Below are 18,634 nucleotides of genomic sequence, written 5' to 3' on the forward strand. Positions count from 1 at the left end.
TTTCCCCGCAACCTTGCCAAATCGCCGCAAAACGTCCAACCTAACGAGCCCCGTCCAGGCAATCCCGTCCCTGGTTCCTCTCGCAAATTCCCGACATGCGTCATTCCACCACAATCCCCGGTTTCAAGTCTCTGTTGGAAACCCTTGCGTCGCAGGCTTCCAGGTGGCGGACGACGAGTGACTGGCCGGCGGAATCCCTGTTGCGGTGCGGGCAACAGGGCATCTTTCGCGGCCTGAGCGGACTCGCGCCGACGGAGGCCGACCCGCGGGCGTGGACCGCCGTGGACCAAACCGAAACCCTGATCGGGCTGGCCCGTGCGGATTTGTTGACCACCTTTGTGATCACCCAGCATGTCGGCGCGATCAAACGGATCGCGGCATCGGATCGGTTGGCCGAGGGCGGCCACGCCGCCAGCCGCTTGCAAGAGTCCGTGCTGCCGAGGCTGCTCGATGGCACGACGATCGCGTCGGTGGGCATCAGTCATTTGACGACCAGCCGCTTGCACCTGGGGCGTCCCGCCGTCGTCGCAGCGCCGGTTCATCAGGGCGGCGAACAGGGCGATGAACTGGGGGCCGAGCGGGGTGCCCAGCGGGGCTATCGGCTGTCGGGAATCATTCCCTGGGTCACCGGGGCCCCCGCGGTCGGATACGTCGTCGTCGGCGCGACGTGTGACGACGCGACACAAATCCTGGCCTTGATCAGGCCGTCGGACGCAGGCGTTCGGGCCGGCCGCGGTGCGGACATGGTCGCCATGTCCGCCAGCTGTACCGACGCGATCGAGCTGAACGATGTCTTCGTCCCCGGTCAGCATGTGCTGTCCGGACCTCGTCAAAATGTCTTGGCCCCGGCGAAACAGAGGCAAGGCGCCCCGACCGGTGCCGGCGGATTGCAGACCTCCGCACTCGCACTCGGTTTGTCGTACGCTGCGTTGGACTACTTGCGAGACGAATCCGGCCGGCGAAGCAATCTGATTCCGATCGTCGATCGATTCGATGACGAACACGAACGGCTGCACCAGACGATTCGATCGGCCGCAGGCGGAGACAGCGGGCATGATTCGGCCGCCATCCGGTCACTGGCCAACGGCTTGGTCCAACGAACGACCGCTGCGGCCATGACGACCGCCAAGGGAGCCGGGATGATGATCGATCATCCGGTCGGACGCTGGTGCCAGCAGGCGCTGTTCTTTCTCGTCTGGAGCTGCCCCCAACCGGTCGCCGACGCACACCTCTGCGAACTGGCGGGACTGGAGTAGGGGCAGTTGGCAGTAGGCAGTTGGCAGTCGGCAGTCGGCAGTCGGCAGTAGGCAGTCGGCAGTCGGCAGTAGGCAGTCGGCAGCTCCCCCTCTCCTTGTCTCCTTGTCTCCTTGTCTCCTTGTCTCCCCGTCTCCCCCTCTCCTTGTCTCCTTGTCTCCTTGTCTCCTTGTCTCCCTCTCAAAACTCCGCACTCCCCGGCGTCCTGGGAAACGGGATCACGTCGCGGATGTTCGCCATCCCGGTGACGTATTGAACAGCGCGTTCCAGGCCCAGGCCGAATCCGGCATGCGGGACCGTCCCATACTTCCTCAAATCGACGTACCACCCATACTCGTCTTCACTGAGTGATTGTTCGGCCATCCGTTTGCGTAGCACATCCAAGCGTTCTTCGCGTTGGCTGCCGCCGATGATTTCTCCCACGCCCGGCACCAGCACATCCATCGCGGCGACCGTTTTTTCGTCATCGCTGACGCGCATGTAGAACGGTTTGATCGTCGACGGATAGTCGGTCAGAATCAACGGACCGCCGACGTGCTGCTCCGTCAAATAACGCTCGTGTTCGGCTTGCAGATCACTGCCCCAGGCGATGTCATAGTCGAACTTCTGTCCCGATGTTTCCAACACCTTGATCGCTTCGGTGTACGTCATGTGCTCGAACGGTTTGTCGATCACGCCACGGATCTGGTCGATCTTTCCCTTCTCGATCCGTTGATCAAAGAACGCCATGTCTTCTTCGCAACACTGCAGGCATTCGGAGAAGACCTGTTTGAGGAACTGCTCGGCGAGTTGCATGTTGTCGGCCAAGTCAAAGAACGCCGCTTCAGGTTCGATCATCCAGAACTCCGCCAGATGCCGACTCGTGTTGCTGTTCTCGGCGCGAAAGGTCGGCCCGAAGGTGTAGATCCGTCCCAGCGATGTCGCATAGGTTTCGCCTTCGAGTTGCCCGCTAACGGTCAGGAAGGTCGGCTTGTCGAAGAAATCGAAGCTGAAATCCACCGGTCCGCCGGACTTCGCCAGCCGTTCCAAGTCCAGCGTGGTGACGCGGAACATCTCGCCGGCACCCTCGCAGTCACTGGCGGTGATGATCGGCGTGTTGACGTACAGGAAACCGTTTTCATGAAAGAAGCGGTGAATCGATTGACAGATCTGGTCGCGGACCCGCATCACCGCACCCAGCGTGTTGGTGCGGGTGCGAAGGTGCGCCCATTCACGCAGTTTTTCGAACGAGTGCCGTTTTTTCTGCAGCGGATAGGTTTCCGGGTCGGCCCAGCCCAGGACGCGGACGGCACTGGCGTGCAGTTCGGTGGCTTGGCCCTTGGCCGGTGAGGCTTGCAATTCGCCCCGGACGACGACGCTGCAACCGGCGGTCAACCTTTGAATCTCGCCGGCGTAGTTGTCCAGCTCCGCCGGCGCGACGACCTGCAGGTTGCCCAGCGAGGATCCGTCGTTGATTTCGATGAAGCTGAATCCGCCTTTGCTATCACGGCGTGTCCGGACCCAGCCGCGGATCTCACAGGGACGGCCGGAGGACTCGGCAAGACGAGCTTGTTTGACGGGAATCCAATCACTCATTGCGGCGCACTTCGATGGGGAAACGAGTCGTGACAGGCATCGCTGTGAAGCATTTTTTCCTCGCGTTTTGCGAGGCGTTCGCGGCAGGGCGCAAGCCCTCCGGTTTCTCATCTTTACCAAAACACCGGAGGGCTTGCGCCCTACCGCTAAAAAATGCTTCACAGCGTTGCGTGACAGGGCTGATAAAACGGCCGGGGAACCCTACCGGTCCATCGGGGCGATGGCAATGTGGGAATCGATCTTGCATCGATTTCCCCGCCCCACCTATGTTGCCAAAGTATTTTGTCGCACACCCCTCCACAAGATGATTGCGCCATGGACGGCAGTTGGAACGAAAATCGAACTCCAGTTTCGAATTCACGTCATTCACTTCTTCGTCGCCGACCCGCGGGAATCACGATCGCCGCGTTGATTCCCTTGGTCGCGTCGATGGTCCTGGCCGGAGCCGGCAACACCCGGGCGGAAGAGGCGGAATGGATCTGGGCCCACGGGACGACGGCGGAACAGCCGATCGCCGTGGGAGCGGAGTGTTTTTTCCGCAAACCGATCAACCTTCGCGTCCCCGCCGAAGCGCGGATCGAGATCGCAGCGGACGACCAGTATGAACTGTTCGTCAACGGGCACTCGATCGGTGCCGGCCAGTCGTCCCGGACGGTCGACCAATACGATGTCAGCGAGTATTTCGAGGTCGGACGGAACATCGTCGCGGTCAAAGTCCGCAACCGTCGCGGCGACACCGCCGCGCTGGCCGCACGCGTTTCGGTGCGGCCGGAAAATGGCGACAAGTGGTTCACGTTTAGCTCCGACGCCTCTTGGAAAACCAGCACCGACGACAGCGAACTGTGGGAAACCGTCGTCTTCAACGATCGTTTGTGGGGATCGGCGGCGGCGTTCGGCCCGCTCGGCGATACCGCCCCTTGGGATCGCGTCGCAACCGAACCCGAACGCTCCGTTGCCGCCGCACCATCCTCCGCCCCTTCACCGCCGCCCTCTCCGATCGCAGCCAGCGCCGGAAAATCGATCATGGCGTCCCGCGGACTGGCCGGGCCGAACGAACCGTTGAAAACAGCCCCACCGGCTCCACCGACGACCCAACAGCGCGAACGGTTTCAAATTCAAAAAGGATTCGGCGTCCAACGCATCCTGTCCGACGACAAGATCGGATCGGTGATCGCGATGACGTTCAACGAGTTCGGTCATCTGTTGATCTCCAAAGAAAACGGGCCGCTGTTGCTGGCCTATGATGACAACGACGACGGTGTTCCCGAAACCGTCCGCACGTATTGCGACAAAGTCAAATCGTGTCAGGGCATTCTGGCACTCAACGGTCAGGTGTTTGTCACCGGCGATGGCCCCGACGGCCCGGCGCTGTACAAGTTGTCCGACAGCGATCGCAACGGAACGCTGGAGCAGGTCGAAGCGATCGTCAAATTCGTCGACGCGGCCGGTCGCCCGGCCCGTCCCAGTGAACACGGCCCGCACGGTTTGCGATTGGGCCCCGACGGCATGATCTACGTCGCACTGGGAAGCCACGTGCAAGCGGCCGGCGAAATCGGCGACGGACAAACCTATCGTGACGCTTACGAAGGCGACTTGTTGCCGCGTTATGAAGACCCCGCCGGTCACGGTCAAGGCATCAAGGCACCGGGCGGAACCATCGTCCGTACCAACATCGACGGCAGCGTCATCGAACGCGTCGCCGGCGGACTGCGAAATCCCTACGACATCGTCTTCCACTCCGGCGGCGCCATGTTCGTCCACGATGCCGACATGGAAGCCGATGTGGACACCGCATGGTATCGCCCCAATGCCGTCTTCGATGTCACCGAAGCCGGTGAGTTTGGTTGGCGAACCGGTTGGGCGAAATGGCCCGAGTACTATTACGACCGCTTGCCGGACATGCTGGACACCGGACGCGGCAGCCCGACCGGTGGCGTCTGCTACGAACACTACGCGTTTCCGGTCCGTTATCAAAACACTCTGTTCCTGGCCGACTGGAGCGAAGGTCGAATCCTGAATGTGCGTCTGAAACCGCGTGGGGCGAGCTTTGTGGCCGACAGCGAAGTTTTCCTGCAAGGCCAACCGCTCAACGTCACCGACTTGGAAGTCGGCCCCGACGGCGGCTTGTATTTCTGTACCGGAGGCCGGTCGACCGCCGGCGGCGTGTATCGCGTCATCTACAAAGGCGAAGTGCCCGACCGGATGAACAAACTCGGGACGGGAATCGCCGCCGCCATTCGCCAACCGCAAATCGAATCGGCTTGGACACGTCAAGAAATCGCCTCGATCAAAAGCGAACTCGGTGACAGCTGGAACCAACTGGTCGCCGGAGTGGCCTACAGCGACGACAACCCGCCGGATTACCGTGTCCGCGCGATGACGTTGATGCAACTGTTCGGCCCCATCCCCAGCGAAGATCTGTTGCTGGAACTCAGTCAAGCCGAAAGCGAACTGGTGCGTGCCAAGTCCGCGCTGATGCTGGGACGAGCCCCCGGGCCGCGCGGTGAAAAACGCCTGGCGGAACTGTTGGTCGACGACGCACCGGCAGTCCGACGGGCGGCATGCGAAGCGATGTTGCGAGGCAACATCACGCCCGACAACGTCGACGGCCTGTACGAGGTGATCGCAAGCGGTGACCGGACGCTGGCGTTCGTCGGCCGCAAACTGCTCGAACGAATGCCCCCCGAAACCTTCCGCGACGAAGTGCTCGGTACCGACCAAACACGCGTCGCCATCGTCGGCATGCTGGCCCTGGTGGATGTCGACCACAGCGAAAAAACGGCCCTGGCGGTCTTGGAACGCTGCAGCGAAATGATGACCGGATTCCTCAGCGACGCCGACTTCATCGATGTCTTGCGACTGTGCCAGGTGACGCTGCACCGCAGCGGACTGGATCCGTCCAAGGTGGCTCCGCTGGGGGCACAGATCGCCGAAGAGTTTCCCGCGGGCGAACCGAGAATCAATCACGAAGTCATTCGGCTGGCCACGTACCTCAGTTCCGAGTCCTTGGCCGATCGTGCGATCGAGTATCTGGAATCCGATGCGCCGCACGAGACGCGCACCCTGGTGGCGATGTGTTTGCAATCGATGTCCGATGGATGGAACGCGAAACAACGCTTTGCCATCCTGAAATTCTTTGAAAAAGCGGCTAACCGATCGACCGCCGGCTCGCTGCCGATGTACATGACCAACGTCACCCGTGACTTTGCATCGACGCTGTCCGCCGACGACTTGCAAGCCATCCTGGAACAGGGACACGTTTGGCAGAACGCGGCCTTGGCGGCGATCTACAAAGTCAAACAGCCGATCGATGCACTGACGACCGAAACATTGTTGTCACTGGACAAAAAGATTCGCGACAACCAGGACGGCCGTGACGTCCAGCGACGGCTGCGGACGGGAATCGTCGCCTTGCTGGCGTCGTCCGAAGAACCCGCATCCCAAGAGTACTTGCGTGAACTTTGGCGAGACGAACCACAACGCCGCGCCGTCATCTCGATGGCCTTGGCGGTCCACCCCGAAGGCGAAAACTGGGACTACCTGGTCCGCAGTCTGAACATTCTGGACGACGAGGCCGGTGAAGACGTCGTCGCCGCGCTGCAACAGGTCGACGTCGCTACCGACGACCCGATGGCACTGCGTCATCTGATCTTGCTCGGTGTCCGCGCCGAAGCAGACCAACGGCCGTTTGAAAAAATCGAACAATTGCTGGAACACTGGACCGGAATGGAACGTCCGGCCGGTGGAAAGAAATCCATGCGTCCGTGGCAAAAATGGTACGCCAGCGTGTATCCCGATCGCCCGCCGGCTGTGCTGCCCAAGGCCGATGAGTCACGTTGGGATTTTGAACAACTGGTCACGTATCTCGATAGCGACAAGGGTCGCGTGGGAAACCCGGCGGCGGGTAAAGCCGCGTACACCAAAGCCAGCTGTGCCCAATGTCACCGATTCGGAAACTACGGCGAATCGATCGGCCCGAGCCTGTCGGGCATCGCGCGGCGGTTCACCAAACGCGAAATCGTCGAATCGATCCTGTACCCGGCGCACGTCGTCAGCGACCAATACGCCAGCAAGAAAGTCCTGACCCTGGACGGCAAAGTCTATGTCGGCATGGTCAGCGAACAATCCGATGGCACGCTGGTCGTCCGTGACGCCAGGAACAACACCGCGATGATCGAAGCGTCGGAAGTGGACCAAATCCTGCCCAGCACCAGCAGCATCATGCCCAGCGGGCTGATCGACGAACTGACGCTACAGGAGATCAGCGACATGATGGCCTACCTGGGCGTCGTCCCCTCGGCCGAAATCGCAACGCGGCCGTAGCGGACTCTGAAGCAACGCACGGAAAATAAGTGGGAGAGGCTTCCGCCCTGTCGATGCTGGAATGACAGGCTGGAAGCCTATCCCACTGGCAGGACCCGACACGCATTTTCCGTGCGTCGCATAGGTTTTCGCAGAGCCGGCGCTCTCTGGCGTTTGCTTGCTGCGCAAACGCCGTTTGTCCCAGAGGGAGAGAATCTAAATTGGTTGACATCTCCTTCCGCGTTCGCCAATATAGACATGCCGACTTAAATGTGGCGTGAGTTTCAAATTCTGTTTCTTTCCAGCCTTGGGGGAATGCATGGCAACCGCAACGTCGCTCGTTCTGTTTCTGCTGGCGTGTCAGGTTTCAGAGGTCGGAAAAGTCGCCAGCGTGAGCGACAGTGCGGAGGAACGATTGGCTTACATGCAGAAGACGGGCTCGTCGTATCAGGTGACCGTCGGAGAAAAATCGAGCGGACAACCGGTGACGTTTCGCAGCAAGCCTGTGTTGCGATTCACCAACCCGGTCAGCGGCGTCGTCGACGGCGGGTTATTCGTTTGGGAAGACAACGAGAAACGCCCCGTTGCTGCGGCACAGATCTTTATCATTCCCCAAACCGATGATGTCTGGTTGCACGAGTTTCAATCACTCTCCACACGACCGTTGAGGTTTGAATACAACGGCCGTGCGGCGTGGGCCCCCGCCGAGGCCGGCGTCAGCTTTAAACCGATTCCCGACGCGGCCAGGCCTGCGGCGACAGAGCCGGCGCGCCTGCGGCAAATGCGTCAACTCGTCCGTCGCTTTTCGGCAAGCGATGATTTTGAAGGCGGCGACGAGGACCGGTTGCGAATGATGACGACACCGATCGCACGCTACCGTGACCAGACGACGATCGACGGCGCCGTGTTCGTGTTCGCCCACGGCACCGACCCGGAACTGTTCGTGATCATCGAAGCACGCCCGCCCCAGGGCGACCAGGCTGCGACTTCGGACGCCCAGTGGCACGTGGCGCTGGCTCCCATGACCTCCTACGCGCTCCAGGCCCAGTTGGATGGAAAGCCCTACTGGAGCGTTCACCGGCGTCAAGAGCCGATTCCCGTCACCGCGACCTTCAAGAACTTCGTCTTCCCACCGACACACTGATCCACCGCCGTAAGGCTCTCCGGTAAATCGAGAAGGGAACATGAATCACTCTGGCTCCCCTCTCCCCCGATTCCTGGCGAGCCTAAGCGAGTCAGGAATCGGGGGAGAGGGGAGCCATTTTGGGATACGTCGCTTCTCGATTTGGCGGTAGGGGGCTTGCGGGCTGTCGTTTTTGTGAGCCGCGCGCCGCGTAAGCGGCCGGGCACTGCGATGCTGCCCGGGGCCTTACGGCCAGCGGCTCACCATTCACTCAGCAGAATCCGACAAAACCGACAGCCCGCGAGCCGTCCGGTGCGGTGAGACCGACGGGCTCAACCCGCCGAACCGTACTGCTGCGGGGGGCTGGCGATGTCGATGACTTCGGCCACCGGCAGGACGAAGATCTTTCCGTCACCGATCTGCCCCCGCGATCCGGTCAGCGCGTTGCGGCTGATCACGTCGATCACGGTTTCCAGTTCGTCCTCGTGCACCAAAACTTCCACCGCGACTTTGCGCAACAAGTCGACTTTGTATTCGTTGCCGCGGAACAGTGCCGATTTTCCATGCTGGCGGCCATAGCCCATCGCGTCACAGACGGTGATGTCATCCAACTGCAGTTCGCGCAAGGCGTCACGCACGGTGGACAGTTTGGTGGGTTGGATGATCGCGATGACGACACGCATGATGAAACCACTCGGCGGTGTAGTTTAGATCGTTGGGGAACGATTCAGCAGGAAGGAGAGGGGGCGTCGGGACTGACGTCCGCATGCACCGGAACCGGTTGCCGGAGCCGAGCCGATTCGGCCAAGGCGTCCAAGACCGTTTGGGTTTGTAACGCCAGCTGATTGAATGCTTCCAATGGCTGCTGGCCGATCAATGCCTGGATCATCCGTTGTTCTTGACGATCCGACGATTCGTGGGCCTGCACCTCGCCGTTGGCGTCATGCACCCAAAACCGAGTCGGTCGTTCCGCCCAAGGGCGTGTGAAGTCGTCGCAGATGACCGAAGCGTCACTGCCGGCGACTTCGAACCATTTTCGTGTCGCGGTATCGTAACCGCATGAAAAGCTGGCCGTCAGGTCGTCGTCAAACCACAGCATGGCGTTGGTGCGAAGGGGCACACCGTTCTCTTCGATGCAATCGGCAAAAACGCGGTTGGGGCTGCGGCCGGCAAAGTAACACGCCAGCCCCGCGGTGTACCAGCCGAGGTCCAGCAAGCAGCCGCCGCCCAATTCGGGATCCAAGCGATGTTCGCCGGACTGAAACGGTCGATAAAAGGAAACGGCGGCTGTGATGTGTCCCAATCGTCCCAGTCGCCCGCCGCTGGCGAGCGCCCGCATCGCTGCGGTTCGTCGATGATGCAGCCAACCGGTGGCGTCCAACCAGCGGACGCCGAATCGCTGGCAGGCTTGGGCGATCTGGTTGGCTTGGTCGGCCGAGGTGGCCAACGGTTTTTCGCACAGGATGTGTTTTCCCGCCTCCGCCGCCCGCACGCACCAGTCGGCGTGCAAGGACGGTGGCAGTGACAAATAGACGGCATCGATGTCGTCGCGGTCGAGTAACGCTTGGTAACCCTCGACCGCCGCGGGGATGCCGTATTGCGAGGCGAACCAATCCGCCCGCTCTTGCGATCGACTGGCGATCGCAGTGACGGACACCGCATCGGTCGATTGCAGATCGGCAACCAAACGACGTGTGATTCGGCCCGTGCCCATCACGCCGAAGCGGGTGGGTGCGGAGTCGGTGGGGGAAGCAGTCATCGAGTACTTGGGATTAAACGGGGACGGGAATGCTGCGCAACAGTTCCGCCATCAGCTGTTCGACGGTGTCGCGACTGGAATTGGCGGAAAAGTCATCGACGAGCACGCGGTGGGAAAGCGTGGTCACGGCCAGCGATTTGACGTCGTCGGGCGTGACAAAGTCGCGCTGTTCGGTCACCGCGCGGGCTTGGCAACCACGGTAAAAACTGAGCGCCGCACGGGTGCTGACCCCCAATCGAAACACGTCGGTCGTCCGCGTCAGCGCGACGATTTCCAGCAGGTAGTCTTGCAGCGATTCGTCGACACGCACCGAGCGGACGGCCGCTTGCGCCGCCACCACCTCGTCCGCCGTCACGACGCTCTTGATCGAATCGACGGGTTCGCCGCTGCGATGCGATTGCAACACCATTCGCTCACTGTCGCGTTCGGGATAACCGATGCTCGTCCGCATCAAAAACCGGTCCATTTGACTTTCCGGCAACACGTACGTGCCTTCGAACTCAAACGGGTTCTGTGTCGCGACGACGATAAAGGGTTGGGGCAGGGGGTAAGTGGTTCCGTCCGCAGAGACCTGTCCGTCGCTCATCGCTTCGAGCAACGCCGATTGGGTCCTCGGTGGGGCGCGGTTGATTTCGTCGGCCAGGACCACATTGGAAAAAATCGGCCCCCGCGTGAATTGAAATTCACGGGTATCGCTGCGATAAATCGAGCTGCCGGTGATGTCGCTGGGCAACAGGTCCGGTGTGAACTGAATTCGGCTGAATTCGGTATCAATACTGCCGGCCAACGCCTTGGCGGCGAGCGTTTTGCCCACTCCGGGGACGTCTTCGAGCAGCAGGTGTTCCCCGGCCAATAAAGTCAACACGATCGAGCGAACGGCTTCGTTTTTCCCCAGAATGACCGTTTCCATGTTTTCCCGCAGCCGTCGAGCGGTCTCGTAAGCATGCTGCATCATCGATAAAACAAGATCGGGGAAGGGACGGCGAATCAGTGGTCGCCCATATTAACCCAGGTGTGACCGGTGGCGGAACCCACGGCCGAGAACGCTGCTGCCGAAATGATTTTTGGAGAAATGAGCCCATGGCGGAGTCAATTCAACAGGCCCCGAACGAGAATCGTGACGATTCATCGACCGATCGCGATCCGTCGGTCGATGGGGCTGCGACCGGAAAGCCAAAGTTGGTCAACGCCGCGATCGCGTTCGCCCTGGCCGTCCTGATCACGGCCGTGGCGCAATATTTTGCGCCGTCGTTCGATCACCAGAACGCCAACTTGATCGGATTGGCGTGTCTGTCGATCGCCTCGCTGTACGTCTTGTATCGTTTCCATCGCTTGGAAAGCTGGTCCGGTCACCGCTGGCGAGTCCCGACCGTGACCGTGGCCGCCGTCGCCTTGTTTTGGACGGCGTTTCAATTCGATGGCTTCAGCGGCGAAATGCTGCCGCTGTTCCGCTGGCGGTTCGCCGGCGAAACGCCACGCGAATTAAAATCGGTCCCACCCGGCGCGCTCGACACCGGCGAAACGGAGGGCCAGGACCTGGCGTCTGAAACAGCGACCGAGACCCCCACGCCGGCCGTCACGTCGCACCAGTTTTTGGGCCCCAACCGCAACGGCGTCTACCCCGAACGCCGATTTACCACGCCGACGTCCCTGTCGCAGGTGGACGTGTTGTGGGACCAGGGAATCGGCGAGGGATGGTCGTCCTTCGCCGTGGCCGGCGAGCATGCGATCACGTTGGAGCAACGTGACGACCAGGAATGTTTGACCTGCTATCGTCTTTCCGACGGCGAGTTGGTTTGGATGCAACAACACGCCGGCCGGCACGAGAATCAGTTCGGCGGAATCGGACCACGTTCGACGCCGACGATCCAGGGCGATCGAGTCTACGCGACCACGGCGACGGGGTTCTTGTGGTGTGTGGATCGATCGACCGGGGCCGTGCACTGGACCCGCAACCTGTTGGAACTGGCCGGCTGGAGCGGTCAAGATGCGTTTGAGGTCGCCGCACCCTGGGGTTATGCCTGCTCGCCGCTGCTGGTCGACGGTCTGTGTGTCACCAGCCTCGGCGGTCCCGGCGTTGATCAACCCGTTCGCTCACTGGTGGCGCTGGATGCGGAATCCGGAGATGTGGTGTGGCAGGCCGGTGACGACCAACTCAGTTACGCGTCGCCGATCGTGGCGACACTCGACGGCGAACGTCAAATCGTGTCGGTCAACGAGAAAACCGTCAGCGGACATCAGATCCACGACGGCACCGTGCTGTGGACCTTTCCCTGGCCCGGTTCGACCAACACGGGAGCGAATTGTTCGTCGGCGGTGCCCGTCAAAGAGAACCGTTTACTGGTCGGAAAAGGCTATAGCGGAGGCAGCGTGTTGGTCAGCGTGACCAAGGAAGGTTCCGGATGGACGACGTCGGATGTCTGGCGCAGCAGTCGTGTTTTGAAAACCAAATTCAATCACACCTGTGTCGCCGGCGACGTCGGCTATGGCATCGGCAACGGTTCCCTGCAGGCGGTCAACTTGGATGACGCGACGACGTACTGGACGCAACCGAGACGACGCCGCGCCGGGCAGGGACAAGCGGTGCTGGTCGGTGACGTGTTGGTCGTCCAGGACGAAACCGGTGATGTGGTGTTTGTCGAAGCGTCCGTCGATGACTATCACGAACTGTTTCGCATGCCCGCACTGGATTCGAAGACCTGGAACATCCCCACCGTCGCGGGCCGTCACGTGCTGGTCCGAAACGACCGCCAAGCGATTTGTTTCCAGTTGCCACAGAAATAAAACAGTGGCGTAAGCTTCCAGCTTGCGATTCGAACTGCAATCGCAAGCTGGAAGCTTACGCCACCGGGGGCCGACATGAACTCATCGACCGCATCTGCCGCCGAGCCGACGCCCTGGCTGTTCAGCCGGTCGGTCGACCTGATGACCTTCGGTGGCAGTGCGCTGCTGGCCCTGGCGATGCTCGGCGTCGGCGGTGTGTTCGGTTGGCTGCACCAGGACACGCCCAGCTGGGCCTGGGTGGTCGCCATTCTGTTGATCGATGTCGCCCACGTCTACGCGACGGGATTTCGCGTCTATTTCGATCGCGCCGAACTGGCACGGCGACCGTGGTTGTACGCGTTGACGCCCGGATTGGCGTTTGCCATCAGCTGGGCCCTGTACAGCGAAAGTGTCGACGTGTTTTGGCGCTGTTTGGCCTATTTGGCGGTGTTCCACTTCATCCGCCAGCAATACGGCTGGGTGGCACTGTATCGCAACAAAGCCGGCGAAACGAATCGTTGGGGCCGCCGGATCGACACCGCCGCGATCTATCTGGCGACCGTGTATCCGCTGGTCTATTGGCACTGTCACCTGCCCCGGGAATTCTGGTGGTTTCGCCCCGATGACTTCGCCTCGTTTTCGCTGGACTGGTCACTCTACCTGGCGCCGCTGTACTGGTCGGCGATGGCGGCGTATGTCGTCAAAGCGATCGGGTTGGCGGTGACTAGGCGTCGATTCAACCCCGGCAAGGATCTGGTCGTGGCGACAACCGCGGTGTGTTGGTATCTGGGAATCATCACGTTCAATTCTGATTATGCGTTCACCGTGACCAACGTGATCATTCACGGGATTCCCTACATGGTCCTGGTCTACTGGTACCACCAGACAGCCACACCAACGCAATCACAAGCGCTGCCCTCGGTGGGGATGCGACTGTCGCGTTTCATCGGACTGATTTGGATCTTGGCCTACGTCGAAGAACTGGTCTGGGATCGCGGCGTTTGGCACCAGCGGTCCTGGTTGTTCGGCACGCCGTGGAATCTTGAATCGGTGGAATTGATCCTGGTGCCGCTGTTGGCCGTTCCGCAGATCACACACTACGTACTGGACGGTTTCATTTGGAAGCGGCGAACGAGCGCGAAGTTCGCGACGTTGGCGAGCCCGACGGGGGAACGCTCGGTGCGTTAGGACCGTCAGAAGAATAAGTGGGAGAGGCTTCCAGCCTGTCATGGCGAAAACGACAGGCTGGAAGCCTGGCCCACAATCGCCGCGGAAAAGAGGTCAGGACGTCGGCAATTCGTCGATCGTTTGACGCAGGATCGCGAGAATGGACGCACGGTCGTCCGAACTCAAGTGACGATACGCGTCGGAATCGTCTTGCCCGTTCAACACACGCCACAGCCGTTCATAGACCTTCGCTTTCAATTGCTCATCGAGCGCCGCAAAGGCCGGCGAATAGATCGTGTAGCTGCAGGGAAAACGGAACAGACGTTTCTTCAGATCGAACTGTCGCAATGATTTTCCGTCACCGGTCATCGGGCCTTTGGCGACAAAGTCCTGCTGAAAACGCTCCGAACCTTTGATCTCGGATTCCAACCTCGCTTCATCGACGAACAACAGATGGTCGACGACCAACTTGGCCGATTCATCGATCACCGATTCCAGTTGCGCCCGCTGGCCCGGTGAATCCGTCGACGTGTAACGCGCTCGGCGGACGGCATAATTCGCATCGGTCAACCGATTGTGCATCTCCACCTGATGCTCCAAAACCATCAAGGCCACGATATCGCTGCCGGCGACGGGCCACCGTGAAAGGTCAAATTGGCGGCTGAGTGTTTCCGCGCTGGACTCACCAAATGAAACGAGTGCTTCGCCTTCCAAGAACGCGTTGCCCATGTGTTTCATCGATCCATGGTGGCCGGTCACGTACCAACCGCCCCAACGTTCTTCCAAGGGACTGGTGTGGTCGGTCACATATGTCTCAAGCAGCAAATTAATCTTGCCGCTGGGACGCGCCATCACACTTTGAACCGTGTGCACCGGGATCTTGCCGTGATCGACCGTTTTCTCATGACAGCCCAGGCAGCGAAAGTTCTCGCGCCGCATGTACGGTCGTCGCGGAGCCATCTGGATCGTGTAATAAACGGCACCGAGGTTGGGGTCGGCCACCGAGAGTTCTAGCAACGAGCTGCCGCGAACCCAGCCCACATAAACCTCATCTCCAAAGTAAATCGCCCGGGGGTTGGTCGGTGAAATCCGTCCGGTCTGCAAACTGGTCTTGGAAAAGACGAGTGCTTGGGACGAAATCGGGACTTCCAACTCGCGGAGGATCGATCGCAGGTATCCGTATCCGTCTTCATAGACCAATTCCAATTCCCCCGAATCCACTTTGTCGATCATCGCCGTCACGCGATTGTCACCCTTGGTTTCGGTGTAATTGATCGGCGGCTCGTCCAGGCGTGACTGGGCGTGGCAGATCGAAGGGGCGGCCACGAGCAACGCGAGCGTCAGCAGCCGGAGTGGTTTGAGGTCATGCATCGGAGGTGGGGTCGATTGGGACCGGAAGGCGGGGGAGATGCCACACGAGGGCGAGTTCTCTGGCGAGTCTACGCCGGTTGCCAGGCACTCGCCAGTCTATCTTAGCGACACCGTAAATCGCGTGGGCGGAAAAGCAGGCGAGGGGAGCGAGCCGAAACGCTCAAGCGTCGCGGCACACTGGGTCGGCGCACAGATTGGTTGGTCAAAAGATTGGTTGGTCAAAAGATTGGTTGGTCAAAAGATTGGTTGGTCAAAAGATTGGTTGGTCAAAAGATGGCGGCAGATCGGCCTCGCCGTCCGCCACGGGCTGAATTCTCAATTTTTTGACCACCGCATTTTTTGACCAATCCGATTTCCGTGCAAATCAACAACCGGCGCGCCAACTCCCTTCGCGCTCACTGCGGAAACCGGTCCTGTTTCAAGACCGCTTTGGCAAGGTCCGTGACTTGACCGGGCAGGATCGGCTCGGGCTTGGGTTTGCTCATGAATCGAGTATAGCGAATCTTTCTCGAATTTGGCGGTGCAGTTGAGAACGCGCCTTGGGCAACTTATGATGCACCCTGGCACCGCCTTCCAACTCTCCCCACCCGATCGCTCTGGATCACCTACTGATGCGCTACCTCGTCGCCGTTCTCATCGTGGTCGGTTTCACCGTCACGTCATTCGCATCCAATTGGCCGGAGTTTCGAGGACCATCGGGGGACGGCCATGCCACTGATGCAAAGCTGCCGGTGACGATCGACCAGTCGGTGGTCAAATGGAAAACTCCGATTCACGGCAAAGGCTGGTCCTCGCCGGTGGTTTGGGACGACCAGATCTGGCTGACGACGGCGACCGACGACGGCACCCGGATGTCCGTGATTTGTGTCGATCGCAACAGCGGCAAGATCGTGCACGATAAGGTCCTGCTGGAAAACGAAACCCCCGCGTTCTGCCACCCGATGAACAGCTACGCGACGCCGACGCCGGTGATCGAAGCCGGTCGCGTCTACATCCACTTCGGCAGCTACCTGACCGCCTGCTTAGACACCTCCAACGCAAACGTCATCTGGAAACGCGAGGATTTGGAATGTGATCACCACCGCGGCCCCGCGTCATCGCCGATTCTGCATGACGGCAAGTTGTTCATCGCGTATGACGGATACGATGTTCAATATGTGGTGGCACTGGATAAAGAAACCGGCCAGACGGTTTGGAAAACGAAACGCGAGATCGACTACGGCACCAACGACGGTGACCGGATGAAAGCCTACTGCACCGGCCACGTCATCACCGTCAACGGCCAGGAACAATTGGTCTACCCCAGTGCCGTCGCGACGATCGCCTACGACCCGTCCAACGGCCACCCCCTTTGGACCGCCTACCACGAAGGCATGAACGCGTCGGCCCGTCCGCTGTACGGCGACGGCCTGGTGTTCATCACCAACGGCATGGGGTCGATGATCGCGGTCAGCCCCGACGGCAAAGGAAACGTGACGGGGACACACATCGCCTGGTCTGCTCGAAAGAGTGTCGCCAAGAAATCGTCCCAGTTGCTCGTCGACGGCGTGCTGTACATGAACAGCGACGACGGCGTGATCTCGGCGCGCGATCCGAAAACCGGAGACGTCGTCTGGCAAGAACGAGCCGGCGGTTCCTTCGCCGCCTCGCCGATCTATGCCGATGGCCGCATCTATTGCTTCAGCACCGAAGGCGACATCCTGACATTCAAGCCCGGCGAGACCTACCAGGAACTGGCAAAAACGACGCTCGGCGACGGATTCATGGCCTCACCGGCGGTCGTCGCAGACCAACTGATCCTGCGCAGCAAGTCTGACTTGTATCTGATCCAGCCGTGACGCCATGGCCCGGACGGCTTGTTGATGCTCCGGTCCTCCGGTGCAGTGGAAACCGGCGGGTCAAAAGATGTAGGAGCCCGATTCACTCGGTTCGACGTGGCGGAGCGGCCAGGTCCAGAAAGACCATGTGTGATGGATTGCCGACCGCGGCGTAGTGGCCGGTGAAATCGAGCGCGCCGGTTTGACGATTCACTTTGAAGATCGCGATGTGGTCGGCTCGTTGGTTCAGGCAATAGAAGAATCGGCCTGTCGGGTCAAAGCTGAAGCTACGTGGATAGTTCCCGCGCGTCCACTCTTCGCCCACAAACGTCAGCTCCCCGTCGTCGCCGACGGCAAAGATTCCCACGCTGTCGTGCAAGCGGTTGCCGGCGTAAACGAATCCGCCATCGTCAGACACCAAGATCTCGGAGCAGAAATTGCTGCCGACAAACCCCGGCGGCAAGGTCGAGACGGTTTGTCGCGCGGCCAACTGCCCCGCGTCCGCATCGTAGTCGAACAAGACGATCGTCGAGCCTTCTTCCTGGATTGAATAAAACCAGCGTCCGTTGGGGTGAAAATGAAAATGTCGCGGTCCGTCTCCCGGTGGCAATGAGATCGCCGCCGGATCGTTGGGGGTCAAGGCTCCGGTTTGCTCGTCGAACTGCCAGAGAAAGAGCTTGTCCAAGCCCAGGTCGGCGTGCATCACATACTTTCCCGACGGATCGGATTGAATCATGTGGGCGTGGGTGCGATCGTGGCCGCTGATGGCAAAGCTGCCCGCCGGCGCGTGGGTTGCTCGCGTCGGTCCGATCGTGCCGGTGTCCTGCTTGACCTGGACCGGTTCACCCAAACGCCCGTCCGCGTTGACCGGCAGCACCGCAACGCTACCGCCGAAATAGTTGGCGACCAGAACAAACCGTCCGCTGGGATGAATGCTGATATAGGTCGGACCGGCGCCGCCGCTTCGCACGGTGCCCATCAACGTCAACTTGCCGCTGGATCGGTCGATCGAAAACGTGCTGACCGAACCTTCCTTACCCTCACCGACGCGATCGGTTTCGTTGGCAGAATACAGCCGTGTTCCCGCAGCGTTGACGGCCAAACAACTGGGACTTGTCCCCATCCGCTGCGTGCCGATCTCGGTCAACTCTCCCGTCTGGCGATCGACTTGAAACAGATGGATCCCCCGTCCATTGCCCGGCGGCAGATCCACTTGCGTCGGCAACACATCCTGCAGCGGCGAGCTGAACGTGCCGACATAGGCGATCAACGGCGGCGCATCGGATTCTGCGTGGGCAACACCACCGGCAACCGGGCCGACCGCGGCCAAGGCGACCGAAGTCTTTAAGAACGAACGTCGAGATCGGGAGAGTTGATTCATCTTCATAAGTGGCAGAAGGGTGGGAAGGTTACAAAGGCAAGGCGATCATTCTGATCGAAAGGAGTAGGCGTAGGTCAGGCTGTGCCTGACGGAGCGTCGGCATGCACAGCATGCCCTACGCG

The 18,634-nt window shown here is 60.4% G+C and carries 12 protein-coding genes; 6 read left to right on the forward strand and 6 right to left on the reverse strand.

Going from position 1 to position 18,634, the window contains the following annotated elements; all coding sequences use genetic code 11:
* Positions 1 to 95: 95 nt before the first annotated feature.
* Positions 96 to 1,256, forward strand: a complete 1,161-nt coding sequence (locus Enr13x_RS25420; RefSeq protein ID WP_145389606.1) for an acyl-CoA dehydrogenase family protein — start codon at positions 96 to 98, stop codon at positions 1,254 to 1,256.
* A 178-nt stretch (positions 1,257 to 1,434) separates the two neighbouring features.
* Here Enr13x_RS25420 and asnS read toward each other — a convergent pair whose 3' ends face one another.
* Positions 1,435 to 2,829 (reverse strand): asparagine--tRNA ligase, encoded by a 1,395-nt coding sequence (gene asnS, locus Enr13x_RS25430; RefSeq protein ID WP_145389608.1) that lies wholly within the window; start codon positions 2,827 to 2,829, stop codon positions 1,435 to 1,437.
* A gap of 315 nt (positions 2,830 to 3,144) precedes the next feature.
* Between asnS and Enr13x_RS25440 the strand changes: the two genes are divergently transcribed.
* Positions 3,145 to 7,152 carry a DUF7133 domain-containing protein gene (locus Enr13x_RS25440; RefSeq protein ID WP_231743779.1) on the forward strand — a complete coding sequence of 1,336 codons (4,008 nt, stop codon included), beginning with the start codon at positions 3,145 to 3,147 and terminating at the stop codon, positions 7,150 to 7,152.
* 298 nt (positions 7,153 to 7,450) lie between these two features.
* On the forward strand, positions 7,451 to 8,275 hold the full coding sequence (locus tag Enr13x_RS25445) for a hypothetical protein (protein ID WP_145389609.1): 825 nt from the start codon (positions 7,451 to 7,453) through the stop codon (positions 8,273 to 8,275).
* A 311-nt stretch (positions 8,276 to 8,586) separates the two neighbouring features.
* Here the strand turns inward: Enr13x_RS25445 and Enr13x_RS25450 are convergent, their stop codons facing one another.
* From Enr13x_RS25450 to Enr13x_RS25460, 3 genes are read right to left on the reverse strand one after another with little or no spacing between them, the layout of a single operon-like run.
* Positions 8,587 to 8,937 (reverse strand): P-II family nitrogen regulator, encoded by a 351-nt coding sequence (locus Enr13x_RS25450; protein ID WP_145389610.1) that lies wholly within the window; start codon positions 8,935 to 8,937, stop codon positions 8,587 to 8,589.
* Between the two features lie 44 nt (positions 8,938 to 8,981).
* Positions 8,982 to 10,013 (reverse strand): Gfo/Idh/MocA family protein, encoded by a 1,032-nt coding sequence (locus tag Enr13x_RS25455; RefSeq protein ID WP_145389611.1) that lies wholly within the window; start codon positions 10,011 to 10,013, stop codon positions 8,982 to 8,984.
* 13 nt (positions 10,014 to 10,026) lie between these two features.
* Positions 10,027 to 10,923: an AAA family ATPase gene (locus Enr13x_RS25460; RefSeq protein WP_145392696.1), complete on the reverse strand. Its 897-nt coding sequence runs from the start codon at positions 10,921 to 10,923 to the stop codon at positions 10,027 to 10,029.
* 170 nt (positions 10,924 to 11,093) lie between these two features.
* Here Enr13x_RS25460 and Enr13x_RS25465 point away from each other — a divergent pair, with 170 nt between their 5' ends.
* Both Enr13x_RS25465 and Enr13x_RS25470 read left to right on the forward strand, forming a co-directional pair.
* Positions 11,094 to 12,797 carry an outer membrane protein assembly factor BamB family protein gene (locus Enr13x_RS25465; protein WP_145389612.1) on the forward strand — a complete coding sequence of 568 codons (1,704 nt, stop codon included), beginning with the start codon at positions 11,094 to 11,096 and terminating at the stop codon, positions 12,795 to 12,797.
* A gap of 75 nt (positions 12,798 to 12,872) precedes the next feature.
* Positions 12,873 to 13,964: a hypothetical protein gene (locus Enr13x_RS25470; protein WP_145389613.1), complete on the forward strand. Its 1,092-nt coding sequence runs from the start codon at positions 12,873 to 12,875 to the stop codon at positions 13,962 to 13,964.
* A 93-nt stretch (positions 13,965 to 14,057) separates the two neighbouring features.
* On the opposite strand, the gene Enr13x_RS25475 is transcribed toward Enr13x_RS25470, so the two are convergent.
* Complete coding sequence (locus Enr13x_RS25475; RefSeq protein ID WP_145389614.1) at positions 14,058 to 15,314, reverse strand: hypothetical protein; 1,257 nt, start codon at positions 15,312 to 15,314, stop codon at positions 14,058 to 14,060.
* A gap of 611 nt (positions 15,315 to 15,925) precedes the next feature.
* Here Enr13x_RS25475 and Enr13x_RS25485 point away from each other — a divergent pair.
* Positions 15,926 to 17,152, forward strand: a complete 1,227-nt coding sequence (locus Enr13x_RS25485) for an outer membrane protein assembly factor BamB family protein (RefSeq protein ID WP_145389616.1) — start codon at positions 15,926 to 15,928, stop codon at positions 17,150 to 17,152.
* Positions 17,153 to 17,234: 82 nt separating this feature from the next.
* Here Enr13x_RS25485 and Enr13x_RS25490 read toward each other — a convergent pair whose 3' ends face one another.
* Positions 17,235 to 18,518 carry a lactonase family protein gene (locus tag Enr13x_RS25490; RefSeq protein WP_231743781.1) on the reverse strand — a complete coding sequence of 428 codons (1,284 nt, stop codon included), beginning with the start codon at positions 18,516 to 18,518 and terminating at the stop codon, positions 17,235 to 17,237.
* Positions 18,519 to 18,634: the final 116 nt, after the last annotated feature.

This window comes from Stieleria neptunia (assembly GCF_007754155.1).
In the GTDB taxonomy this organism is placed as follows: Bacteria; Planctomycetota; Planctomycetia; order Pirellulales; family Pirellulaceae; genus Stieleria; species Stieleria neptunia.

Coding starts and splice junctions, on each gene's coding strand:
- Enr13x_RS25420 (WP_145389606.1), top strand. CDS start 96: ATGCGTCATTCCACCACAATCCCCGGTTTCAAGTCTCTGTTGGAAACC.
- asnS (WP_145389608.1), bottom strand. CDS start 2,829: ATGAGTGATTGGATTCCCGTCAAACAAGCTCGTCTTGCCGAGTCCTCC.
- Enr13x_RS25440 (WP_231743779.1), top strand. CDS start 3,145: ATGGACGGCAGTTGGAACGAAAATCGAACTCCAGTTTCGAATTCACGT.
- Enr13x_RS25445 (WP_145389609.1), top strand. CDS start 7,451: ATGGCAACCGCAACGTCGCTCGTTCTGTTTCTGCTGGCGTGTCAGGTT.
- Enr13x_RS25450 (WP_145389610.1), bottom strand. CDS start 8,937: ATGCGTGTCGTCATCGCGATCATCCAACCCACCAAACTGTCCACCGTG.
- Enr13x_RS25455 (WP_145389611.1), bottom strand. CDS start 10,013: ATGACTGCTTCCCCCACCGACTCCGCACCCACCCGCTTCGGCGTGATG.
- Enr13x_RS25460 (WP_145392696.1), bottom strand. CDS start 10,923: ATGGAAACGGTCATTCTGGGGAAAAACGAAGCCGTTCGCTCGATCGTG.
- Enr13x_RS25465 (WP_145389612.1), top strand. CDS start 11,094: ATGGCGGAGTCAATTCAACAGGCCCCGAACGAGAATCGTGACGATTCA.
- Enr13x_RS25470 (WP_145389613.1), top strand. CDS start 12,873: ATGAACTCATCGACCGCATCTGCCGCCGAGCCGACGCCCTGGCTGTTC.
- Enr13x_RS25475 (WP_145389614.1), bottom strand. CDS start 15,314: ATGCATGACCTCAAACCACTCCGGCTGCTGACGCTCGCGTTGCTCGTG.
- Enr13x_RS25485 (WP_145389616.1), top strand. CDS start 15,926: ATGCGCTACCTCGTCGCCGTTCTCATCGTGGTCGGTTTCACCGTCACG.
- Enr13x_RS25490 (WP_231743781.1), bottom strand. CDS start 18,518: ATGAAGATGAATCAACTCTCCCGATCTCGACGTTCGTTCTTAAAGACT.